The following is a 19,077-nucleotide window of genomic DNA, read 5'->3' on the forward strand; positions in this document are numbered from 1 at the left end:
TATTCCGCAATGTCACCTTCGTTCAGGGACGATTTCGGTCCGGGCCCAGGGCCTCCTCGACGGAAGGTGGAGTCTCTCCCGGAACGTTCCAATGAGCGTTTCCCATGAGCACGAAGGATTCAACGGGGATGAGCGGGCGACGCAGAATCTCCACCGTCTCCTGGGAGAGGTTGAGGGACGTGGCGATCTCGGCTCCGGCGGTCCGGACGGCATCGAAGTACCAGGAAAGAGTTTGCCGCATCTCCGGAACATGGAGCAGTTCTCCGGTGGTGCAGAGAAGCGAGCCCAGGAAGCGCTCGTCGTCGCCGTTCGCGAGGAGTTCGAACTCCCGCACCAGGGCGTCGAAATGATGCCGTTCGGGAAAACCGCAGTTGGAAAGAAGAAAGTTCCGTGTCGTGTGCTCGGGATAGCGAGGGGGGTGGGTATAGTGTTCCCCTTTCCGGACAAACCAGGGTTTGGCCAAAGGGAGGGTTCGCTCGAGAATACGTTTCAGGCGGGCCGTCATGCCGTAGTGATAGAGCGGTGTCGCCCAGATCGTCAGGTCCGACGCCAGCATTTTTTCGAGGACCCGGGGCATGTCGTCCTTGTGGACGCAGATACCGGGCGTCTTGTTCCAGCAGGCGAAGCACCCAAGGCAGTCCCGGATCTCCATATCCACCGCGTAGAGCGTCTCCGACGATGCCCCCTGCGTTGCGGCGCCCTCCAGCAAAGTCTTGAGGAGGATGTCGGTATTGCTGTTCCGTCCCCGGGGACTTCCGTTCAGGGCAAGGATGCGAAAGGATGTGTCCGTCACGGAGCATCCGTCCTTTCTCTACTCGCCAGAGAAGGATTTTTTGCGCGGAAGTGCTTTCCGTGCTCCGTTCACTCGCTGATGAGAGAGCCGCAGAACTCGCACTCCCGGGGATGTCCCGGGGTGACGATGTTGTTGGCGCCACAGCTCCGGCAGGTGACGAGCCGCGGAACCGGCGGAACCGCACTCCGCTCCGGCGTTTCGGAAATCCGGTGGTTGGCGGAGGGGGCTTCGCTCTGTCTCGCCTCCCCGGTTTGCGCTTCCATCCGTCGTTCCAGATCGGCCTCCATGGCGAGATGGCGTTCCACTGCGGGAACCACCACGCGCTTGGCTCCCTCGTTCAGGTAGGCGTCGGGAAGATAGCCCGTGCGGATTAAAAAGCCGATTTCCGAGGCGACCTTGTCGGGGCGCTTGGAGACGATGCGGGCGATCTCGTCGATCTCGAAGAAACGCTTGTTCACGATCACGTCCAGATATTCCCGCACCATCTTTCCTCGATAGACGAGCTTGTTGCCGAAACGCCAGAGGATGAAACCGAGAAGCGTGAAGGTGATCGCCAGGCCGACCACGAACTCCCCTTCGCGTCCGAGCGTGTCCCCGTAGAGGTTCTGCTGTTCCTGGTAATAGCTGTATCCGCCGATGGCGAAGACCAGCATGACGACGATCCCCACGACTTTGAGAATGCGTCCCGTGGAGATGCTCGCATGACGGTCCCGGGCGAGGCGCATCACGAGGAGCAGCACGCCGAGGGGCCAGAAGATCATGGACACGACGATGAAGGGCCAGGAAAGATACCAGGGAACCTGAAGTCGCTTGGCGTACTCGGAAGAAGACATGACGTATCTCTCCTCCTCGGAAGGCTCTGTGCGGAAGCGCTGGCGCGCTCGACCGGGAATCTTTTCTTCGGACCGACGCTGGGGCGGTCGGGCGGTGGAAGAATTCAGGCCCGTCTCGCCGGAGTACGCTGTCTCACTTGAGACGGAGAAGACGGGCGTTGCGCTCTTTGAGAAGGCGCTCCGCCTCGGAGAGCAACCGCTCCCCTTCCTGGGGTCCACTTCCGTCGGAAGAATCCGCGCCCGACAGGCGCAACGTCTCCAGAAGGTTCGCGAGGCGCTCCTCCTCCGCTGCCAGAGAGGGATGGCTCATGGGATCGCTGTAGCGGAGCGCTTCCGCAAGGGAGCGGAGACGTGTGGCGAAGGAGCCGGTCTCTTCGCCTAGGGAGAAGGCTTCGGCGGCCTGGTCCGCTTTTGTCGCGAGATCCGCGAGGCGGAGGCGGCTGTGGCGCGCTTCCTCGTCGTTGCGACCCGTGGAGAGGACCACCATGGAAAGAAAACCTCCGAGGACGAGGAAGAGCACGGCGCCTCCCACGTGGAGCGCCACGTAGGCCGGTACGGAGAGCGTCCAACTGCGGGTGACGAGGACTGCGGCGAGGACGAAGAGATCGTAGAAACAGATCATGGTGCCGAGAGAGAAGAGAGACGGCAACGGCGCGACCCGCTCGTCCCCCGCGATCACCTGGAGAATCCCGTAGCCGAAGGAGAGGACGGTACAGAAGGCGAGCGTGCCGAAGGAGATCCAGAAATGCGTGTTCCGCATCTCCGGAGAGGTGAGCAGAAACGTCACCACCGTCGCTCCCGCCACGGCGATGCCCAGGAGAAACAGAAGGATCAGGCTGAACGTGAGCTTTCTCATGGCGCGTCTTCCTTCCTTGAGGGGGTTTCTCACGAAGCTGTTCCGGAGGAGTCGTCCGACGGGCCGGCCATCCGGGCGCCGCACTCGGAACAGAAGCGCGTTTCCGGCGCGACCTCCTTGCCGCATTCCGGACAGAAGCGCTTCGGCGGTGTCGCCGCGCTCTTCGCCTCGTCTCCGTCCACGGCGGTTCCGCAGGAGGGGCAGAACTTCATGGCCCGCGTGACGGGCTCGCCGCACTTGGTGCAGGGAAAGGGAAGCGGTGTGGCGCACTGCATGCACGCCGTCGCCCGCTCGGGGTTGTCCGCGCCGCATTTGGGGCAGGGACGGTAGGGGTCGCCGCAGGAGGGGCAGAAGCGCGATCCCTTGGGAAGCGGATTGCCGCATTTGTTGCACAGGGGCACCTCGGAGGGAGTTTCGGGCACCTTGCGCGGAGGTTCTTCACCGCGGAGGATGTTGGCCCCGCAGGTGAGGCAGAATTGGGCGCCCGGAGGGTTGTGCGTGCGGCAGCGAGCGCAGAAGACCGAACCGCCTCCGGTCTGGAGCTGCCCTGCCATCTGTCCCGCCGCGGCACCGAAGGCGCCGCCGAGTCCGAAGCCGAGCCCGGCTCCGAGTCCGGCCCCGAGGAGCCCCGAACCGCTTCCTTCGTTGCCCGCGGCGGTCTGGAGCGTGTCAAAGGTCCGCATCTGCTGGTAGGTGTATCCCATGATCTCCATCTTGGCCCGCTCCGCCAGGGCTTTCTTGAGTTCCTGCACGGCGGGATCCTCTTCCGGCACGTTGATGGAGTTCACGAAAAAGTTCACCGCTTCGATGCCGTAGTCGGCGAAGATTCCGCCGACGCGCTGTTTCATGTGTTCGGAGATCTCGTCGAGATAGGCGTTCACCTGGAGAATGCTGATGTTCTTCTTGATCAGGTAGGTGGAGATCAGATCCTTCACTTTGGTGAGAAGCACTCCGCGGAAGAAGCGCTGGAGAGTGCTCTTGTCGAAGGAGGGAACGGCGCCGACGAGTTTCACCAGAAACTTGCGGGAGTCCTCGATGCGCACGCCGAACTGCCCGTGGGACCGCACGGGAATGAAGATACGGTATGAAGGGTCCTGCAACTGGATGGGATCGGAGGTTCCCCATTTCACGTCCAGAGAGTGCACCTTGTTGATGAACCACACTTCGGCCTTGAAGGGGGACTCGCCGCCGAAGGGAAGATTGATGAGCTTGTTCAGCAGAGGAATGTTGTTCGTGCTGAGCGTATGACGTCCCGGACCGTAGAGGTCGAGGGCCTGACCGTTCTTGAACAGAATCGCCTCCTGTGCCTCGCGGACGACGAGCTGGGTCCATGTGCCCAGTTCATCGCTCCGGGAGGGATCGGCGGCGTTCGCGTATTTCCACGCGAAGACTTCGTGCGGATCCGGTCCGAGATATTCCACGACCTCCACAATGGCCATGGGGCGGACATCTCCTTTCCTGTACGTCTACGTCGCTTCGGGCTCTTCTTCCGCTTCCGAATCCGGGGGGCGGAGCAGTGTTCTTCCGGCGCGCTCTCAGTTTTTTCGGATGCTCTTCCGCCTGTGCGCCAGGGTTCCCAGAGGAAGCAGGAGCAACAGCCATCCCGAAGGTGTCAGGCCCAGGGAACAGCCGCCGCCCTCGCCGTCTCCGCTCCCCGTTGGGACGGGAGGAGGCAGGCTACCGCTCGAAAGGGCCAGGCAGAGCGGATCCAGGAGGAGGCCGTCGTAGGCGCCGTCATAGATAACCAGATAGCCGATGCCTCCGTCGTCGAGAGCGACCACGGCTTCGTCGGGAGAATCCACGAGGAGGAGGCGGAAGGTTATGGTGAACCGCCCCGTGGCGGCATCGTAGCCCGCCTCGAAAAAGTTCCGCCAGGAATTTCCCGCCAGATTCACGAGGTTCACCGCGCCCTCCTCGAAATGTTTGAAGAGATGGATCTTTTCGAAGATGGCCGTGGTCTGGTCCTGGACGGTTTCCATGGAGGCCTCGAAGTCTGCGATGGTGGCCGCGTCCCAGACGGTGAGAAGATCCGCGCTGGAGAACTCCCAGGAGATCAGGAGGGGCAATCCAGGGTATTTTCCGGGCGGGATGGTCTGATCCACGCTGATGGAGAACTGGAACGCTTTGAAGACGTCCCTCACGGAGGGCACGTAGAGAGGGTGGACCTCCTCGAAGGTCACCGGGCCTATTTTCGTGAGAAACACCACCTCGTCCAGCCCCTGGGGAACATCCGTGCTGATGGCCTGGAGCGTCGCGCTGCCCATGGCGAAGGGGGTGAAGAGCGGCGTATAGGGGACGACGTCGAGAGAGATGTCGTAGGTGACGTCCAGGCGGTATCCTCCCACTCCCGTGAGGTGCAGGTCCGGAGAGACGGTCATGCCGAGGAAGCGGAAGGACCTGAGCAGTGCTCCGAATCCGGGGAAAACGTGAGGAACGTCGGCGCTCGCTTCACCGAAGAGGTAGCGGTTCCGGACGAGTTCGCTTCCCTCCACGTTCACCGTGTTGGTTCCCCAGTTTCTCAGACGAATCCAGAGACGGTCGTTGGGTGCCGCGAGTACCCGGAGCGGAATGGCCTGATCTACAGGTTCGAAGGTGTAGGTGCGGAATCGGGAGGGTTCGACAGAGCCTACGGCGAAGCCCACCTCGAACAGGTCAGGACGCCGGAGGAGCGTCATGACAAAGGGGAGCCGCGCCGCATCCGTGTCGGGAGAGACCGCGTCGGAGGAGACCGCGAGAAAGGCGGGAAAGGTGCCGTAGGTACGGGTGCCGAAATCCCAGGTGAGCGCGGTCTCCTTCCGGACGTCGCCGGAGACGAAGGAGAGGGAACGGGCCGTGATGCCCGTTCCGCCGAGGGTCACATCCAGGGAGCGGGCCGGATCCTCGTGGGAGACCGGAAGAGTCAGGGTGCCCTTGGGAAGCACCGTGCGCACGAGGAACGGGTCGAGCTGGGATCCGGCGCAGCGGGTGTTTCCGAAGACGACGAGAGGTGCCTCCGAAGCGACGGTGACGGAAAAGGATTCCGTCTGGGAGGCCCCGCCGTCGAAGACTTCTCCCAGGGCGAAGAGGTCCGTGTTGCTCTCCAGAGGAAAGGGCGGCAGTTGTGAGATGGAGAAGGCTCCTCCCACGGCGGCTGCCGCGAGGAGGCAGAACGCAGGAAGAAGAAAGACGCGGAAAAATGTGGTCGTCTTTTTCACGACGAGCACCATCCTTTCACGGGACATAAACCAGCATGGCCTCCGGGAGGTCCGGAAGCCTTCCGGTGTGAAACGAAGAGGACGGCAACGAATGCTTCGGCCATTATACCGCGTTCGGTTCCTCTTCGAGCGCCTCGGTGATGCGAATCTCTTCGCACGCGGCGAGGGGCATCACCATGGGAGGGGTCAGTTTTCCCACCTCGGGGTGGAACGTCAGGCTCAACCTCGGACGGTGCGGTGCCTCGGCGGGAATGGCCGTGACGAGCCCCACGTGTCCCGTGGAGAGCCGAAGCCACGTTCCCACGGGATAGGGGGCCACGACGCGGAAAAAGGCCTCCACCACCCGTGGGTCGAAGAGCGAGCCGCTCCCTTCGAGAATGAGAGCGTGGGCCTCCCAGGGAGTCCGGCAGGGACGGTAAGGCCTCGGGGAGACGAGGGCGTCGTAGACGTCCGCCACGGCGACGATGCGACTGAGGAGATGGATTTCCTCTCCCCTGAGGCCGCCGGGATAGCCGCTTCCGTCCCACCGCTCATGGTGCTGCAGCGCCACGATACGTGCGGTGGGCCAAACAAGATCATGCCCCGCGAGGAGATCCCATCCTCCTCGCGGGTGAAGGTTCACGAGAGAGCGTTCCTCTCTGTCGAGAGGTCCCTTCTTGTCCACGATCTCCGAAGGAATGGCGGCCATGCCAAGATCGTGCAGCAGGGCGCCCAGTCCGAGATTGTAGAGCTGCGCGTAGGAAAAGGAAAGCTCTTGTCCGAGCAGCAGACTCGTGGTGGCCACGAGAGCGCTGTGGGTGAAAATGTACCCGTCGTGTCCCCGGATGGCGAGAAAACGGAGGACGAGACGGTCGGAGCGGTCGAAGACGTCCTCCAAAATGTCCCGAAGGACGCTCTGAATCCGCTCCATCCGCTCCGGAGGCAGATGGTTGCCCCGTGCGGCCGTGGCGGTGGCGAAAAGATCCTGCAATTCTTTCAGGGCCCGTTGGAACGTCTCGGGGTGGAGAAGGGGCTCCTCCGCCGCGTCGGGAAAACGCCGATCCCTGATGTACACGAAGGGAACCGCCTGTTTTTTCAGGAGAGCGATGGTTCGCTCCGTCAGGACCAGGTCCTCCCGGAGCAGCAGGGCTCCCGTGGAGGAGAGTATGGGCAGGGCAAGGAGCATTCCCGCTTCCAGCGCTTCCGTCCGAACGAGGCGCATGGGATCAGCTCCTCGTCAGGACCAGGGCGGTGAGAGCCGCCAACTCCCCCGCCACGGCGGAGGCGCCGAGAACGTCCCCGTTCGTGCCGCCCAGGAGATGCCGGGCGAAGCGGCACAGCCCCCATCCGGCCAGAAAGGCCGCCGTCATGGAGACGAGCCACTGTCGCGGCCCCAGCGGAAGAAGAAGGGAGGCGCAGAGCAGCCCCCGGAAGAGCTCCACCTTGCCGAAGGGAATCACATAGTCCCGGGCCAGCCCCGTCTCCCAGGGGTAGGTGCCGAAAAAAGCCGCCGCGAGGAGCGCAAAGCGTCCCGCACAGGCCCCGAGCGCGAGCAGGAGCGGCCACGATCCGGGAGGAAGGGTTTCCGTCAGGGAAGTCCACAGGCCAAGGGCGACCACCAGAAAAATCGCGCCGTATCCACCGATGCGGCTGTCCTTCATGACCTTTCGCAGCGCCTCGCCGCGTTTGCCGCTCCCCCACCCGTCCGCCAGGTCCGTCCAGCCGTCGAGGTGGAGCGACCACCCGAGCAGGGCATAGAGCGCCAGCGCTCCCCACGCGGCGGCTCGGGGAGGCATGCCGAGAGCGCAAAGGCCGCCGCCGCCGCCGGCGAGTCCTCCCAGCAGGGCTCCCACGAGGGGCGCGAACGTGAGGGCCGACGCGGGAGAAACGGGCTGTCGCGGCCAGAAGCGGGAAGGGATGGGAATTCGGGAGAGAAATCCCAGAAGAAAGACGAATTCGGCGTAGAGACGCGCCGGAATCGCGGTGGGAATCATGGCGTGAAGATCCTTTCTGTTCCGTTGGGCTCCATTGCGCCCGCAGCACGAGGACGCATCATCGTCATAGGTCCGGCATGTCCGGGGGCGTTCCCTTGAGCCATTGCGGAATGCCCGCGACCACGAAGGCCACCGCGTCTGCCCTTGCCGCAGCGACTTGGTTCGCTCGTCCCTGAAGATCGACGAAACGCCGTCCGAGATGGTACAGAGGAATGGGAGCGTGCCCCACCTCGTTGCTGACCACGAGAAAATGAGCACTCCGGGCGGGCGCGTCGAGCAGGTGCTCCAGGAGATCCAGAATCCGCTTTTCCGCCGCGTTCCATGCGGCAGGGTCCTCTCCATCGGCGGAGGGGTCCGCCAGAAGAAGCCTGGAGAGCCAGAGGGTAAGACAATCCAGCAGAAGAACGCCCCGGATGCCCCGGATTTTTTCGGGGATTTCCTCCGGTGCTCCTTCCAGGGTCTGCCATGTCTCGGGCCGTGCGGCCCGGTGCAGGGCGATGCGGGCCGCCATCTCCGCGTCTTTGACGTCCGCTGTGGCCACGTACGTGACGGTGCTGCCGCCGAGGCGCTCCGCCGTCATCTGGGCGAGATGGCTTTTACCGCTCCGCATGCCGCCGAGGAACAGGGTCAGGGATGACATGTCTTTTCTCCTTCGTCTCCTTCTCTCCACTCTTTGCGGGGGTGATGTCCGATGTCGTTCGTGACAGAGATTCTTCCAGTTTATGCTGTATGCATCCAGGTGTCCGACTTCGAGACAAGTATAGAGCCGGGAGTGGAGAGGGCGCAAGCGCCATCTTTTTGTTACGATGGGGTGGGCGAAATCCGGTCTTTTCTGTCGGAAAAGGTCCCGCGCCGGAGGAGCACTCCCCGGCGACGAATCGGGAGAGGAGTTGGCCGATCATGGAAAGGCGCAATGGCGCAGAAATCGATCCGCAGATCACCGATGTGCTTCTGGCGAGAAAAACCCTGGAGGGACGTATCCGGCACACCCCCACGGAACGTTCCGCGCCGCTCTCGCAGGCTTGTGGCGGAGAGGTGTATCTCAAGTTGGAAAATCAACAGCTCTGCGGTTCCTTCAAGGTACGGGGAGCCTTGAATCGGATGGAGCGCCTGACGCCGGAGGAGCGGCGCCGCGGCGTGGTCACCGCCTCCAGCGGAAATCATGCCCAGGGAGTGGCCCTTGCCGCGGTGGAGCTGGGCGTGGCCGCCACGGTCTGCGTTCCCGGCGTCTGTCCCGAGACAAAAAAACAGGCCATTCTCACCCGGGGAGGTTCCCGGGTGACGCTCAAGGTAGTGGGACACTACTACGACGATGCCGAATCCGAGGCAGCCCGTCTCGCCCGAGAGGAGGGGCTTACCTACCTCTCCTCCTTCGAGGATCCCTGGGTCATCGCCGGAGCGGGAACGCTGGGACTCGAACTCTTCTTCGATCAGCCCGATCTCGATCTGCTCCTCGTGCCCGCTGGCGGCGGAGGATTGATCAACGGCGTGGCCATCGCCGCCAAGGCTCTGCGCCCCGAGGTGGAGATCTGGGGCGTGCAGTCCACGGCATCCATGCCCTGGGTCGCCTCCTGGCCTGGGGGAACCGTGGTGGACGTGACGTATGAGGACTCCCTGGCGGACGGCCTCATGGGATATATTCCCCAAAGTCTCGTCGATTTGGCGAAGAAGCGCGTTTCGGGATTTCTCGCCGTGGAGGAGAAGGACATCGCCCGGGCCATGGCCTTTCTGCATCGGGAACACCATCAGGTGGTGGAAGGTTCCGGCGCGGTGGGCGTCGCCGCCCTGCTCGCGGGGAAGATCGACGTGACGGGGCGCCGGGTGGGGGTGGTCATCTCCGGAGGAAACGTGGACGAGGCGGTCCTTCTCTCCGTGCTCGGAACGGCCCTTGACGGATGAGACGCGCTATTCCGAACTCTCTCCGGGCTTGATGATCTGCTTGATCATCTGCTCCAGGATCTGCTGCTGCACCTGATCCCCAACGTCCTCGCTGGAACCGCCGCCAGGACCGACGGGAAAGAAAAGGGTGATGCGGACCTGCTCGTTGGTGTTCTTGTTCTTCGGATCTCCCGGGGAGACGGGAATGGGCGAGACCGTCTCCCTCCGGGAGACGGAAATATCCTCCAGGGAAGGAGCGTCCAGGGTTCCCTTCACTTTGAAGGAGACCTCCCTGAAATCTTTCCGGGACGCTCCGCTCACGAGGCCGCCCAGAATCTCCTGGAGCATGAGATCCGACGAGCCTCCTGCCTGGATGAGTCCCTTCAGTGCTCCGAGAAAGGCGTTGAAGGCGGTGACGTTGATCTCTCCGTAGCACTTCAGGTCCAGCGGCCCTCCGAGAGAGACGCTGCCGTCCGCGGAGAGATAGCGATAGGCGGGGTTTCCGGGAGGCGCAGCCATGCGGCTTCCCGGGATGATGTAGAACATGCCCGTGTCGAAAGCGAAGGAGCCCTTGAGAGAGCGGAAGGGAATTTCCGTGCCTCCCGTTGCTTTTGCCATGGCCTGAATGCCTGGAAAGCCCGAAAAGGCGCCGTTCTCGACGTCCAGTGTTCCCTGAGCCTCCGTTCCGAAGAGCCTTCCCAGAGTGCCGTTTCCACGCACATGGAGGTATCCCTTGCCGGAGACGTTTCCCTCGAGGGATGCCAGGTCCGCCAGGGCGGGTGCTACGTCCACGCTCTCGATGCGCAGGTTGCCGCCCCACTCCCGGGTGAAGAGGTTCATCGTTCCCTGGGCGAAGAAATTTCCGCCGTAGGCTCCGGCGTTTGCGTCCTCCACGGTGACGTATTCGTCCTGGAAGGTGAAGGGAGCCTTCAGAGATTCCGCCCGGAACCCCCAGAGAGAAATTTGCGTGGCGTCGATGAGGCCGCTGCCGCTGAAGAGCCCCTCCGCGAAACGTCCCTTCGTGCTGAAGGAAAATCGCCCGGAAAGGACGTTTTTCGTCGGGCCGAACCACTCCTTGGAAAAGGCGGAGAGATCGAGATTCTCCCCCGAGGCGGCAAAGGCCACCTTCCACGCTCCCTCCTCGAAAAGGGCGTCCATGGAGGCAACCACCGGCGAGTCCCCGACGAACCCCTGGAATTTCTCCAGGCGGATTCGTCCCGCTTCGACGATGACGAGTGCTTCCGTTTCGGTGAAGGGGAAGCCGTTCGCCACGAGTCGCGGCGCAGTGCCCCTCAGGCTGAGTCGCGGCTCGTCGAACGTTCCCGTGATCTCAAGCTCACCGCCGGCCTTTCCTCTGAGATAGACCCCTCCCCCGTCTCCCAGCGTGGTGTGGGAATTGGCCATGTCCATGGAGGAAAGGGTTCCCTTCAGATCGAGCGCAGCGGGTTTGCCTCCGCCGGGAAGATCGAGAACGCCGGAAATGCTCCCCTTCCCCCCCCAGAGTTCGCCCTGAATGTCCTGAAGACGGATGCGCCCAAAGGGAGCCGACCCCGGTCCCTTTTCGAGGCGGAGTTTGCCTCGGAGGGACTGGACGGGAAGGGGAACGCCCGCGAGGGCGCTCACCTGAAAGGCTGTCTCCACCAGCGGGGAAGAGACGTCCCCCCTCACCGTGAGGGTTCCCGCGACGCTTCCGTCGAGGGGGGCTCCCGTGGTGCTCTTTTCGGGAAGGATGTTTTTCAGGGAAATGTCCTTGTAGGATCCGTCGATATTCAAGGCAACGGTTCCGTCGGAACGCCCGAGGCCGACCGATCCCGAGGCGCGGATCTCTCCGCCTCCGAACTGCGCCAGGGCCTTGGCGATGCGGAATTCCCTCTCCGTGAGGGATCCTTCCAGAAGGACCTTCGAGAGAGTTTGTCCCTCCACGCGTAGGCTGGGTGCCGTGACCTGAAGAGAGAGAACGGGTTGGGAGACGTTTCCCGAGAGGCGCCATTTGGCCGATCCCTTTTCGGCTAGGCTGAGGGAAAATTCCGCTCCGGACGCTCCCAAGAGGGAGGCGAGGAATTCCTGAGAAAGGTTTTTGGCGGTGCCCCGAAGATCCAAGGCCCCCTGCCCGGGAAAATCCGCAACCGTGCCGGAGAATTCCAGAGGCGCCCCTCTCCAGACGAGAGTCCCTTTCTCCAGGGAAAGCCGCTTTCCTTCGTAGGTGATCCGGAGGGCCATCGCATCGAGGGGTTCCCTGCGGAAGCGAAGTCGCTCCGTCTCCAGAAGTCCCGCGACTTTCGGCGATGCGGCGGGTCCCGTGAGCGATAAGGATGCGGTGAGGTTGCCCTCCAGCGCAAGCCCTTCCACATCGGGAAAAGCCTCCGGGAGACGGTGAAGCGGCACGGACGAGGTAGTGAGCTGCACATTCAGAGAGGTCGCGTCATCCCTCCCGGCAGAACCTGTGGCGGCGAAGGGTGCGCCGAGCCAAAGTCCCCTGCTCTGAAAGGCCACATCGAACTTCCGCAATTCCGCCTCCGCGGTGGTGTCGGTCACGGTGTATCCCGCGACGGAGCCGTCGAAATTCCTCAGGCGGACGTGTCCCAAAAGGGCTCCGTCCAGAGGGCCTTTGAGATCGAGATCGAGGGAGGCGACGGTTCCGGAAAGAAAGCTCAGAAAAGGAAATTCTCCGTGCCATGCGTCGAGGGAGAGGGACGATGCGGCGAGCGTCACGGCCATCTCCGGAGAGGAGGGCGCCAGATCCAGAGAGAGCGTTCCCGAAAGAGGCGAGTTCCTCACCAGGGCGGAACAGTCCGAGAGGGTGAAGCGTTTTTCCTGCCAGGCCCAGCGGGCGGAAGCAATCTCCAGAGGAATGTCCATGAGGGTTCCCGCCTCGAGACGGGCGGTTCCTTCAGCGACGGGTTCTGTGACGGTGCCGGAGAGGCGGAAGTTTCCGGAAAGCGTTCCCCGGGCTGAGAGGAGCGCCTTCTCTGTCTCGTCGTCTCCCGTCGGAATCGTGATCCATCTCGCCATCTCCTCCAGAGAGAGGTGGTGCAGGGTTCCCTCCAGAGAAACGGCCCCATCGGGATTGAGGGGCACCTCGCCCTGAAGGACGAGGGTGTTCTTTCCGAGAGTCAGTTCTCCTCGTTCGAGGAAGAGTGCTGTGGATTCTCCCTCGGTGCGCGTTTCGCGGAGGTGTGCCGCTCCTTCGGCGGTGAAGGGGAGTCCGCCGAAGAGTCCCTCCAGGGAGAGCGCGAAGGACGATGCGTCGCCGGCAATGCGGAGGCGTCCCCGTTCGAACAGGAGTGTTCCCACCGGAGTCTCCACGGTGCTTTCCAGAAGAGAAAGCGACAGTGGAGAGATGCTCCCCGCCTCCGGTTCGTAGGTGTCGAGGAGTGGTTCGAGAGTGCTCCAAGGGAGGAAAAGTTTCTGGAGCGTCGCCGCTCGAAGTGCGGGAGCTCTCCGGAGCAGGCTGTCCAGATGAAAGGAGAGGCGGATGCCGTCGGCGGTGATCGCTCCGTTCTTGCCCAGGAGGGTCACGCCGGAGAGCTGAAATCCCGAGAGAGGATTTCCCGAGACCTGTTCCACCGACAGTGTGCCCAAATCCTTTGTCTCGACAAGGCGTTGGAGTTCCCCAAGCAGAAGAGCCTCCCCCCAGTCGAACCTGGAAAGGGAAAGAGAGCCCGCAAAGCCCAGGGCTACGGCGATGCCCATGAGAAGAAGCGACAGGCGCACCGAACGGGACCGAAACCTTCCTGTTCCGGAGGGATCTTTGGGGGTGGATGCGGATGAATTTTTCGGGGTGGCGGGCGGATTTTTCCCGGGGCGCACCTGTCCCCCTCTCCGCTCGTCGTTTCTGTCCATCAATCGGAGCTCCTCCACTCATCGAAATCCTCGGAAGATATTGTATCATCTTGAGCCATGGAGTACGTCCGCAAGATTACCCCGGAAAGCACCTTCGCTTCCTTGGGATCGGTGCAGGTTGAAGGAAACGGCTCTTCGATCCCGAAGGAGATCCGCACGGACTGAAAGGCTCCGGCAAGTGAGGCTTCGGACGGAAGATCCCTTTTCGGCCGGGTCGGTCCGGCGAGACCGGAGCGCTGACGGTCAGACGGTCATGGCGAGGAGGAACATGCATGCTTGTTCTTGAACCACATTGCGGTGTCAGTGGAGACATGCTTCTCGGAGCACTGCTCGATCTCGGAGCTTCCCGGGCACGTCTCGAATTCCTGGAGCGATTCGAAGGGCTCGGTGTCACCGGAACGGAGATCCGCATCGCGAAGACAGTGAAGCAGGGGCTCTCCGCCACCTGCGTCGATGTGCTCCCGAAGGAGCACTACCATGCCAGATCGGGAGAGGAACTCCGGGCGCTTCTGAATGCCGCGGCCACCTTCGTCGATGCGTCGGAGGAAGTTCGCCGCCGTGCCGGAGCGGCTCTGGAACTCCTTCTCTCTGTGGAAGCCCAGGTGCATGGCAGCGATCCAGAATCGGTGCATCTTCACGAGGCGGGGAGTTTCGACACCATCGTGGATATGCTGGGGTTTTTCCTCCTTCTGGAGGATCTGGGATTTCCGCCGCTCTGCTCCCTCCCCGTCCGCGTTGGAGGCGGGACGGTGCGCACCGCCCACGGACTGCTCGCGGTTCCCGTTCCCGCCGTAGCGGCCCTGGCGGCCCGCTGCGCGGTTCCCCTTGAAGGCGGACCGGTGCGGAAGGAGATCGCCACACCCACGGGGGTGGCGCTTCTCGCATCCTCTGGGGCTCGTTTTCTGCAGGATCTTCCCTCTGTGGTGCCTCTTCGGGTCGGCTACGGCGCGGGCAGGAAGGATTTCTCCGTTCCCAACGTGTTGCGTGCACTCCTCTGCAGAGGTGATGCGGAGGGCGAAGAAGAGGGTGGCTCTCTTGAAGAGGTCCTGCTCTTCGAGGTCTCCATCGACGACATGACCGGGGAGGAAATGGGGAGAGTCCTCGCGCTCCTCCAGGAGGTTGCCCTGGAAAGCCATCTCGTGCAGGCCCTCGGAAAGAAGGGACGTCCGCTCTTTCTTCTGCGCGTCCTGGCGAAACGGGAGAACTTCGACAGCGTCGCGGACCTTCTCTTCGGGGAGACGTCCACCATCGGTTTCCGCTACTGGCCCGTGGGGCGGCGGAAAATGCGGTACACTGTGGAACGACGCCCGTTGAAGAAAGGCGAGGAGCGCTTCGTTCGTGTCAAGATCTCCCGCTTCGGGGATGTGACGAAGGAGAAGGTGGAATTCGAGGATCGTTTCGATTCTTCCCGAAAAAATGATTTGGGTCACCTTCAAGGACGATCGAGTGGTCAGGTGAAAGAAGAAAACGGAGAGGAGTGTGAGGGGATATGAAAGTTTTATTGGTGAACGGAAGTCCCCATGCAGAGGGGTGCACCTACACGGCATTGAAAGAAGTGGCTGAAACGCTGAACAACGAGGGAATCGAGACGGAGATCTTTCAGGTCGGAACGAGACCTTTGGCAGGTTGCATTGCCTGTGGCCATTGCCGGCAAGCGGGACGCTGTGTCTTCGACGATGGCGTCAACGATGTTCTCGACATCGCACAAGGCGCCGACGGATTCGTCTTCGGTTCCCCTGTTCACTATGCCGCAATGGGCGGTGCCATCACATGTTTTATGGATCGTCTGTTTTTCACCGACTTAAATTCCGGGAAAAAGGCGTTCTACCTCAAACCGGCTGCCGCAGTCGTCTCCGCGAGACGGGCGGGAACGACCGCGGCGTTCGATCAATTGAACAAATATTTTATGATATCCGAGATGCCCGTGATTTCCTCAAGATATTGGAATATGGTGCATGGATCCACGCCGGAGGACGTGAAAAAAGATTTGGAGGGGTTGCAGATCATGCGCGTGTTGGGAAGAAACATGGCATGGTTCCTCAAGTGCAAGGAAGCCGGAATCAAAGCGGGCGTTCCTTTCCCGGTGCGGGAGGAGAGGATTGCCACCAATTTCATCCGATGAAATTCAGGAAGTGCTGCTCCCTTTCGAAGTCGAAAAAGTTTCCCGAACGAGCCTCCGCGCTGCTTGAAAAGCTGTTCGGAAGGGACTCTTGTTCCGGTCGGCGGGTCTTTTTCTCAAGAACATGGGTGCGGAGAAGGCGGAAAAGAGGTTCCTCAGAAAGCCTTTGGGCACTGTTTTCGATTCTTGTGCGAGAATCGGTCTTCGGAGGTTTTTTCGGAAAGGCTTTTTTCTGAGGAGCCTCTGAAAAATGCCGTGCCGATCCCGGAAAAACGCGATGCAATCGAAAATCGAGAGAGGGCGATTCCTACCTGATCAGGCTTGGTCAGGGTTTCCCTGAAGAAGCACTCTTTGAGCGGGCATTCGCACGGAGGCACTCTCCAGAGGGCTTTCCCCGGCGTTTTTCAACTCTTTCCGCTCTCTCCGACGCCGGAAAAGGAAGAGCGCGTTTTCCAGTTTCTCTTCGCTTCCCGGTGTTCCGGAACGGAGCAGCGCTTTTGCGTCACCACTATGTGCCGAGGCATTCCTGGGAGGGGCTGCAGGGAGCGGACCACGTCGTCCGCGATGCCTTCACCCTTTTCAGAAATCACCAGTTCGAGGAAGAGAGCGTCCGAGGCGCGATCGTGGTCTCCTTCGGAGAGGAAGAGGGAGAAATCCTGTACCTGCGGAAATCGCCACAGAACTTCCTCCACGTCGTACAGGCGCAGCGGCTCGCCTCCTGATCTTCTCCGGGGGAGGCGTCCACGCACCTCCAGGCGGCGGAGGACGGAGCCGCAGGAGCAACGTCCGGGAAGAATCCGCCCTTCGTCGCCGGTCCGATAGCGGATGAGCGGCATAGAGAGGCGCGTCAGAGTGGTGAGCGTCACTTCCCCCCACTCTCCCGGTGGAAGAGTGTTACCATTCTCATCCACGATCTCCGATAGTAGATCGAGTTCCCGCACGTGACACCCTTCACGGGCGGCGCATTCCACGGCGCATCCCCATCCGGATTCGGTGAGTCCGTAGTGAACGAAGACGCGGCATCCCCACCGTTCCTCGATGCGCCGTCGCAGCGAGGGCGGAGCCATGTCTCCGCTGAGAAGGACGATTGCGGGTGCGTGGCGTGAGAGCGTTGTTATTGCGACCGTTCGAGCGGGGAGCCCCACCATCACCAGAGGACGGACCTCGTCCATTCGTGCTGCGGTCTCGACGGGGCTCTCTCGGAGGGGAAACACGTGTACGGAACAGTTCATGCGTCGCAAGGCCCGTTCGAGAAGCCCTCCGATTCCGTCGGGCCCGGTTCCCCCCATGAGGACTCCCACGGTACTTCCCGGAGGGGTGAAGGTGGTCATGCCTCGAAAGAAGAATTCCTCCGTTGCGTTCAGATCCTCGGCGGTGAAATGAAGGCGTTTCGCTGGTGACGTGGTTCCCGACGTGGTGAGCGTGATCACCCGGCGGATTGCGGACTGCGAGACCGTGAGAAAGCGGGATTCCGCTCCGGCGAGATCCGATGGGAAGGTGAAGGGCAATTCCCGAAGAGGGGCGTCCTCAAGGCCGCGAAGGCATTTCCGGTAGAAGGGGGCGTTCGCGGCGGCATGGCGGACGAGAATGCGCAACGCTCTCTCCTGTGCCGTCTCCAGGTTGTTTCGGTCCACCGGTCGAAGAGTTTCGGCGGAGTAGCCGCCCCCCGGCGTTTCGTCTTCCAGGCGGCGAGCGATCCAGGCGTCGAGGGGGGTGATGGGGATGTTCACGGGCGACGGTGCAACGGTGTACCATCTCGGGCGGTGAGGTTCCACGCGCAGAAGGGGACGAGGCGTCCGTCCGGCGCGGCTGCATGGACGCAGCAGAAGCGGAGCCGCTCGAGGTCGAGATTCTCCGCGTCCTGGAAGGCCATGGCGCTGATGCTGAAGTTGCCCCTTTTCCCAAGGCGGAGAAACCGGTCGAGATCGTCCTCCGGTGACGAGGCGGAGGCGCAGCGGTTCGCAACACCTTCTCCGGAGACTTCCCGGGAGACGTCCGCTCCCCAGCGTCGCCGGATGCTCTCCACAGCTCTGAGCGGGCCTTCCGCCCTGGGCCGTGTCCCGCAGCAGGGTTCATGTCCCACGGGGTAGATCCGGTCCGGGGCTTCCACAAGGTACACCGCGCGGAAGGAGCAGCGTTCGTGCTCGCATCGGGAGGGACGGAAGTGCGAGAGTTCGGTGAGCCCCCCGGTCTGTGCGACAAGATGCCGCAGGATCCGGGGCAGGGTCAGGCGCGTCTCGTTCCGGGGTGGGTCGGGATAGCGGCCGAAGAAGCTCAGGGGCTGAAAGTGCACGCCCCGTACCGTGGGGAAGAGGGAAAGACCGTATCGGACGATGTCTCCCATCTCGTCGTCGTTCACTCCCCGCAGAAGGGTCGGCACGAGAACCACCCCCAGTTCCGCCCCGGCGCAGGCGCGGAGAGCATCTGTCTTGACCGCTCCGAGGTGTCTTCCCCGAAGTGCGAGATGCGTCGCCTCCCGAAGGCCGTCGAACTGGAGGAACACCCATCCCAGCCCTGCCTCCCGAAGCCTTCGGGCGTATCCGGGCTCTTCGGCGAGGCGGAGGCCGTTCGTGTTGAGCTGAATTCCGGAAAAACCGAGACCGGATGCCAGACGGAGGAGTTCGGGCAGGTCGGATCGTTCCGTGGGTTCACCGCCGGAGAGTTGAAGTATCGCGCCCTCGGCTCTGTCCCGGACCTTTCGGAGCAGGGTCTCCAGGGTGGCGAAGTCCGGTTCGTCCCCGCTCCCCGCGTCGGCGAAGCAGACCGGACAGCCGAGTCGGCAACGCTTCGTCACCTCCACCACGACGGTACAGCTCCGCTGTTCATGGAATTCGCAAAGGCCACAGCCCCGGGGGCAGTCGTCGTGCGGTGTGTCCTCCGGACCGGAAAGGGGAAATCGGGAGGATGTCCAGGCGCGCAGGTCCGGCGCTCCCTCCCAGACAAGGCAGGAAAAATCTCCGTGGTCGGGGCATCGTTTCCGGAGAAAGACGTTTTCCTTCTCCGTCTCCAGAGCGGCGGAAACGCGCCTGAGACAGACGGGACAGAGGCTGTGCGTGCGTCGCAGGAGCGCCATCAGGAGGTGCGTCCTTCCTGGAGGTCGAAGCCCTGTTCTTCGAGTAATTGCAGTGTCTTTTCGAGCGTTGCGGCGACCATGGAGGAACAGGAGAGCGGATCGGGAGCGGCTGTGCCGCCCAGAATATCGCCGCAGCCCACGCGCTCTCCTCCGGCGCCCCAGCGTTCCCGGAACCAGCGGTGCAGCTCCTCCGCCATGAAGAGAAGCCGGGGGTCCTTCTGCTCCCACGATGAACCCTTTCCGGCGTAGAAGCCGAGGAGACAACAGGCGCCGCTCAGGGCGCCGCAGGTCCCCCAGGGAACGTATCCGCCTTTGCAGAGTCCCCCCAGAGAGGCGACCAGGTCCGGATTCTCCCGCCCCGTATAGGCCAGCCCAGCCAGAATCAGAATCTGGGAGCAACAGAATCCCTCCCGTGCCCATTCCATCACCGCAGTGTGAAGATCGTCCATGCTCTCCCTCCTCGATACCTAGGCGCGAATGGTTTCGACCGGTCTGTCCGGGGACGATTTTTTCCG

Annotated in this window: 15 protein-coding genes; 3 read left to right on the forward strand and 12 right to left on the reverse strand. The window is 62.5% G+C overall.

Annotated elements, in window-relative coordinates:
• Window positions 1-22 precede the first annotated feature (22 nt).
• From K349_RS0103225 to K349_RS0103260, 8 genes are all read right to left on the reverse strand, one after another.
• Window positions 23-793, reverse strand: coding sequence for a flavodoxin family protein (locus tag K349_RS0103225; RefSeq protein WP_026368430.1), 771 nt, complete (start codon window positions 791-793; stop codon window positions 23-25).
• A gap of 68 nt (window positions 794-861) precedes the next feature.
• On the reverse strand, window positions 862-1,626 hold the full coding sequence (locus tag K349_RS0103230) for a hypothetical protein (RefSeq protein WP_026368431.1): 765 nt from the start codon (window positions 1,624-1,626) through the stop codon (window positions 862-864).
• Between the two features lie 133 nt (window positions 1,627-1,759).
• The gene (locus K349_RS0103235; protein WP_157367264.1) at window positions 1,760-2,482 is read right to left on the reverse strand and encodes a hypothetical protein; all 723 of its coding nucleotides are present in this window, start codon (window positions 2,480-2,482) and stop codon (window positions 1,760-1,762) included.
• Between the two features lie 29 nt (window positions 2,483-2,511).
• The gene (locus K349_RS0103240; protein ID WP_026368433.1) at window positions 2,512-3,921 is read right to left on the reverse strand and encodes an SPFH domain-containing protein; all 1,410 of its coding nucleotides are present in this window, start codon (window positions 3,919-3,921) and stop codon (window positions 2,512-2,514) included.
• A 96-nt stretch (window positions 3,922-4,017) separates the two neighbouring features.
• Window positions 4,018-5,676, reverse strand: a complete 1,659-nt coding sequence (locus K349_RS0103245; protein WP_157367265.1) for a hypothetical protein — start codon at window positions 5,674-5,676, stop codon at window positions 4,018-4,020.
• Window positions 5,677-5,779: 103 nt separating this feature from the next.
• Complete coding sequence (locus K349_RS0103250; protein ID WP_026368435.1) at window positions 5,780-6,877, reverse strand: HD-GYP domain-containing protein; 1,098 nt, start codon at window positions 6,875-6,877, stop codon at window positions 5,780-5,782.
• Window positions 6,878-6,881: 4 nt separating this feature from the next.
• A complete protein-coding gene (locus K349_RS0103255; protein WP_026368436.1) occupies window positions 6,882-7,649 on the reverse strand; it encodes an adenosylcobinamide-GDP ribazoletransferase in 768 nt (255 codons plus the stop codon).
• Between the two features lie 64 nt (window positions 7,650-7,713).
• The gene (locus K349_RS0103260; protein WP_026368437.1) at window positions 7,714-8,289 is read right to left on the reverse strand and encodes a bifunctional adenosylcobinamide kinase/adenosylcobinamide-phosphate guanylyltransferase; all 576 of its coding nucleotides are present in this window, start codon (window positions 8,287-8,289) and stop codon (window positions 7,714-7,716) included.
• A gap of 260 nt (window positions 8,290-8,549) precedes the next feature.
• On the opposite strand from K349_RS0103260, the gene K349_RS0103265 reads away from it, so the two are divergent.
• Window positions 8,550-9,548: a threonine ammonia-lyase gene (locus K349_RS0103265; protein ID WP_051464184.1), complete on the forward strand. Its 999-nt coding sequence runs from the start codon at window positions 8,550-8,552 to the stop codon at window positions 9,546-9,548.
• 6 nt (window positions 9,549-9,554) lie between these two features.
• On the opposite strand, the gene K349_RS0103270 is transcribed toward K349_RS0103265, so the two are convergent.
• Window positions 9,555-13,370 (reverse strand): translocation/assembly module TamB domain-containing protein, encoded by a 3,816-nt coding sequence (locus K349_RS0103270; RefSeq protein WP_026368439.1) that lies wholly within the window; start codon window positions 13,368-13,370, stop codon window positions 9,555-9,557.
• Between the two features lie 272 nt (window positions 13,371-13,642).
• Here K349_RS0103270 and larC point away from each other — a divergent pair, with 272 nt between their 5' ends.
• Complete coding sequence (gene larC / locus K349_RS0103280) at window positions 13,643-14,863, forward strand: nickel pincer cofactor biosynthesis protein LarC (RefSeq protein WP_026368440.1); 1,221 nt, start codon at window positions 13,643-13,645, stop codon at window positions 14,861-14,863.
• Complete coding sequence (locus tag K349_RS0103285; RefSeq protein WP_026368441.1) at window positions 14,860-15,492, forward strand: flavodoxin family protein; 633 nt, start codon at window positions 14,860-14,862, stop codon at window positions 15,490-15,492. Before larC ends, K349_RS0103285 begins: the two co-directional genes overlap by 4 nt.
• Window positions 15,493-15,893: 401 nt before the next feature.
• Here the strand turns inward: K349_RS0103285 and K349_RS0103295 are convergent, their stop codons facing one another.
• From K349_RS0103295 to K349_RS0103305, 3 genes are read right to left on the reverse strand one after another with little or no spacing between them, the layout of a single operon-like run.
• The gene (locus tag K349_RS0103295) at window positions 15,894-17,219 is read right to left on the reverse strand and encodes a DVU_1553 family AMP-dependent CoA ligase (protein WP_026368443.1); all 1,326 of its coding nucleotides are present in this window, start codon (window positions 17,217-17,219) and stop codon (window positions 15,894-15,896) included.
• Window positions 17,216-18,562: a radical SAM (seleno)protein TrsS gene (gene trsS, locus K349_RS0103300; protein ID WP_026368444.1), complete on the reverse strand. Its 1,347-nt coding sequence runs from the start codon at window positions 18,560-18,562 to the stop codon at window positions 17,216-17,218. Before trsS ends, K349_RS0103295 begins: the two co-directional genes overlap by 4 nt.
• Window positions 18,562-19,011, reverse strand: coding sequence for a DVU_1555 family C-GCAxxG-C-C protein (locus tag K349_RS0103305; RefSeq protein WP_026368445.1), 450 nt, complete (start codon window positions 19,009-19,011; stop codon window positions 18,562-18,564). Before K349_RS0103305 ends, trsS begins: the two co-directional genes overlap by 1 nt.
• Window positions 19,012-19,077: the final 66 nt, after the last annotated feature.

This window comes from Aminiphilus circumscriptus DSM 16581, from assembly GCF_000526375.1.
In the GTDB taxonomy this organism is placed as follows: domain Bacteria; phylum Synergistota; class Synergistia; order Synergistales; family Aminiphilaceae; genus Aminiphilus; species Aminiphilus circumscriptus.

Coding starts and splice junctions, on each gene's coding strand:
- K349_RS0103230 (WP_026368431.1), bottom strand. CDS start 1,626: ATGTCTTCTTCCGAGTACGCCAAGCGACTTCAGGTTCCCTGGTATCTT.
- K349_RS0103235 (WP_157367264.1), bottom strand. CDS start 2,482: ATGAGAAAGCTCACGTTCAGCCTGATCCTTCTGTTTCTCCTGGGCATC.
- K349_RS0103240 (WP_026368433.1), bottom strand. CDS start 3,921: ATGGCCATTGTGGAGGTCGTGGAATATCTCGGACCGGATCCGCACGAA.
- K349_RS0103250 (WP_026368435.1), bottom strand. CDS start 6,877: ATGCGCCTCGTTCGGACGGAAGCGCTGGAAGCGGGAATGCTCCTTGCC.
- K349_RS0103255 (WP_026368436.1), bottom strand. CDS start 7,649: ATGATTCCCACCGCGATTCCGGCGCGTCTCTACGCCGAATTCGTCTTT.
- K349_RS0103260 (WP_026368437.1), bottom strand. CDS start 8,289: ATGTCATCCCTGACCCTGTTCCTCGGCGGCATGCGGAGCGGTAAAAGC.
- K349_RS0103265 (WP_051464184.1), top strand. CDS start 8,550: ATGGAAAGGCGCAATGGCGCAGAAATCGATCCGCAGATCACCGATGTG.
- K349_RS0103270 (WP_026368439.1), bottom strand. CDS start 13,370: ATGGACAGAAACGACGAGCGGAGAGGGGGACAGGTGCGCCCCGGGAAA.
- larC (WP_026368440.1), top strand. CDS start 13,643: ATGCTTGTTCTTGAACCACATTGCGGTGTCAGTGGAGACATGCTTCTC.
- K349_RS0103285 (WP_026368441.1), top strand. CDS start 14,860: ATGAAAGTTTTATTGGTGAACGGAAGTCCCCATGCAGAGGGGTGCACC.
- trsS (WP_026368444.1), bottom strand. CDS start 18,562: ATGGCGCTCCTGCGACGCACGCACAGCCTCTGTCCCGTCTGTCTCAGG.
- K349_RS0103305 (WP_026368445.1), bottom strand. CDS start 19,011: ATGGACGATCTTCACACTGCGGTGATGGAATGGGCACGGGAGGGATTC.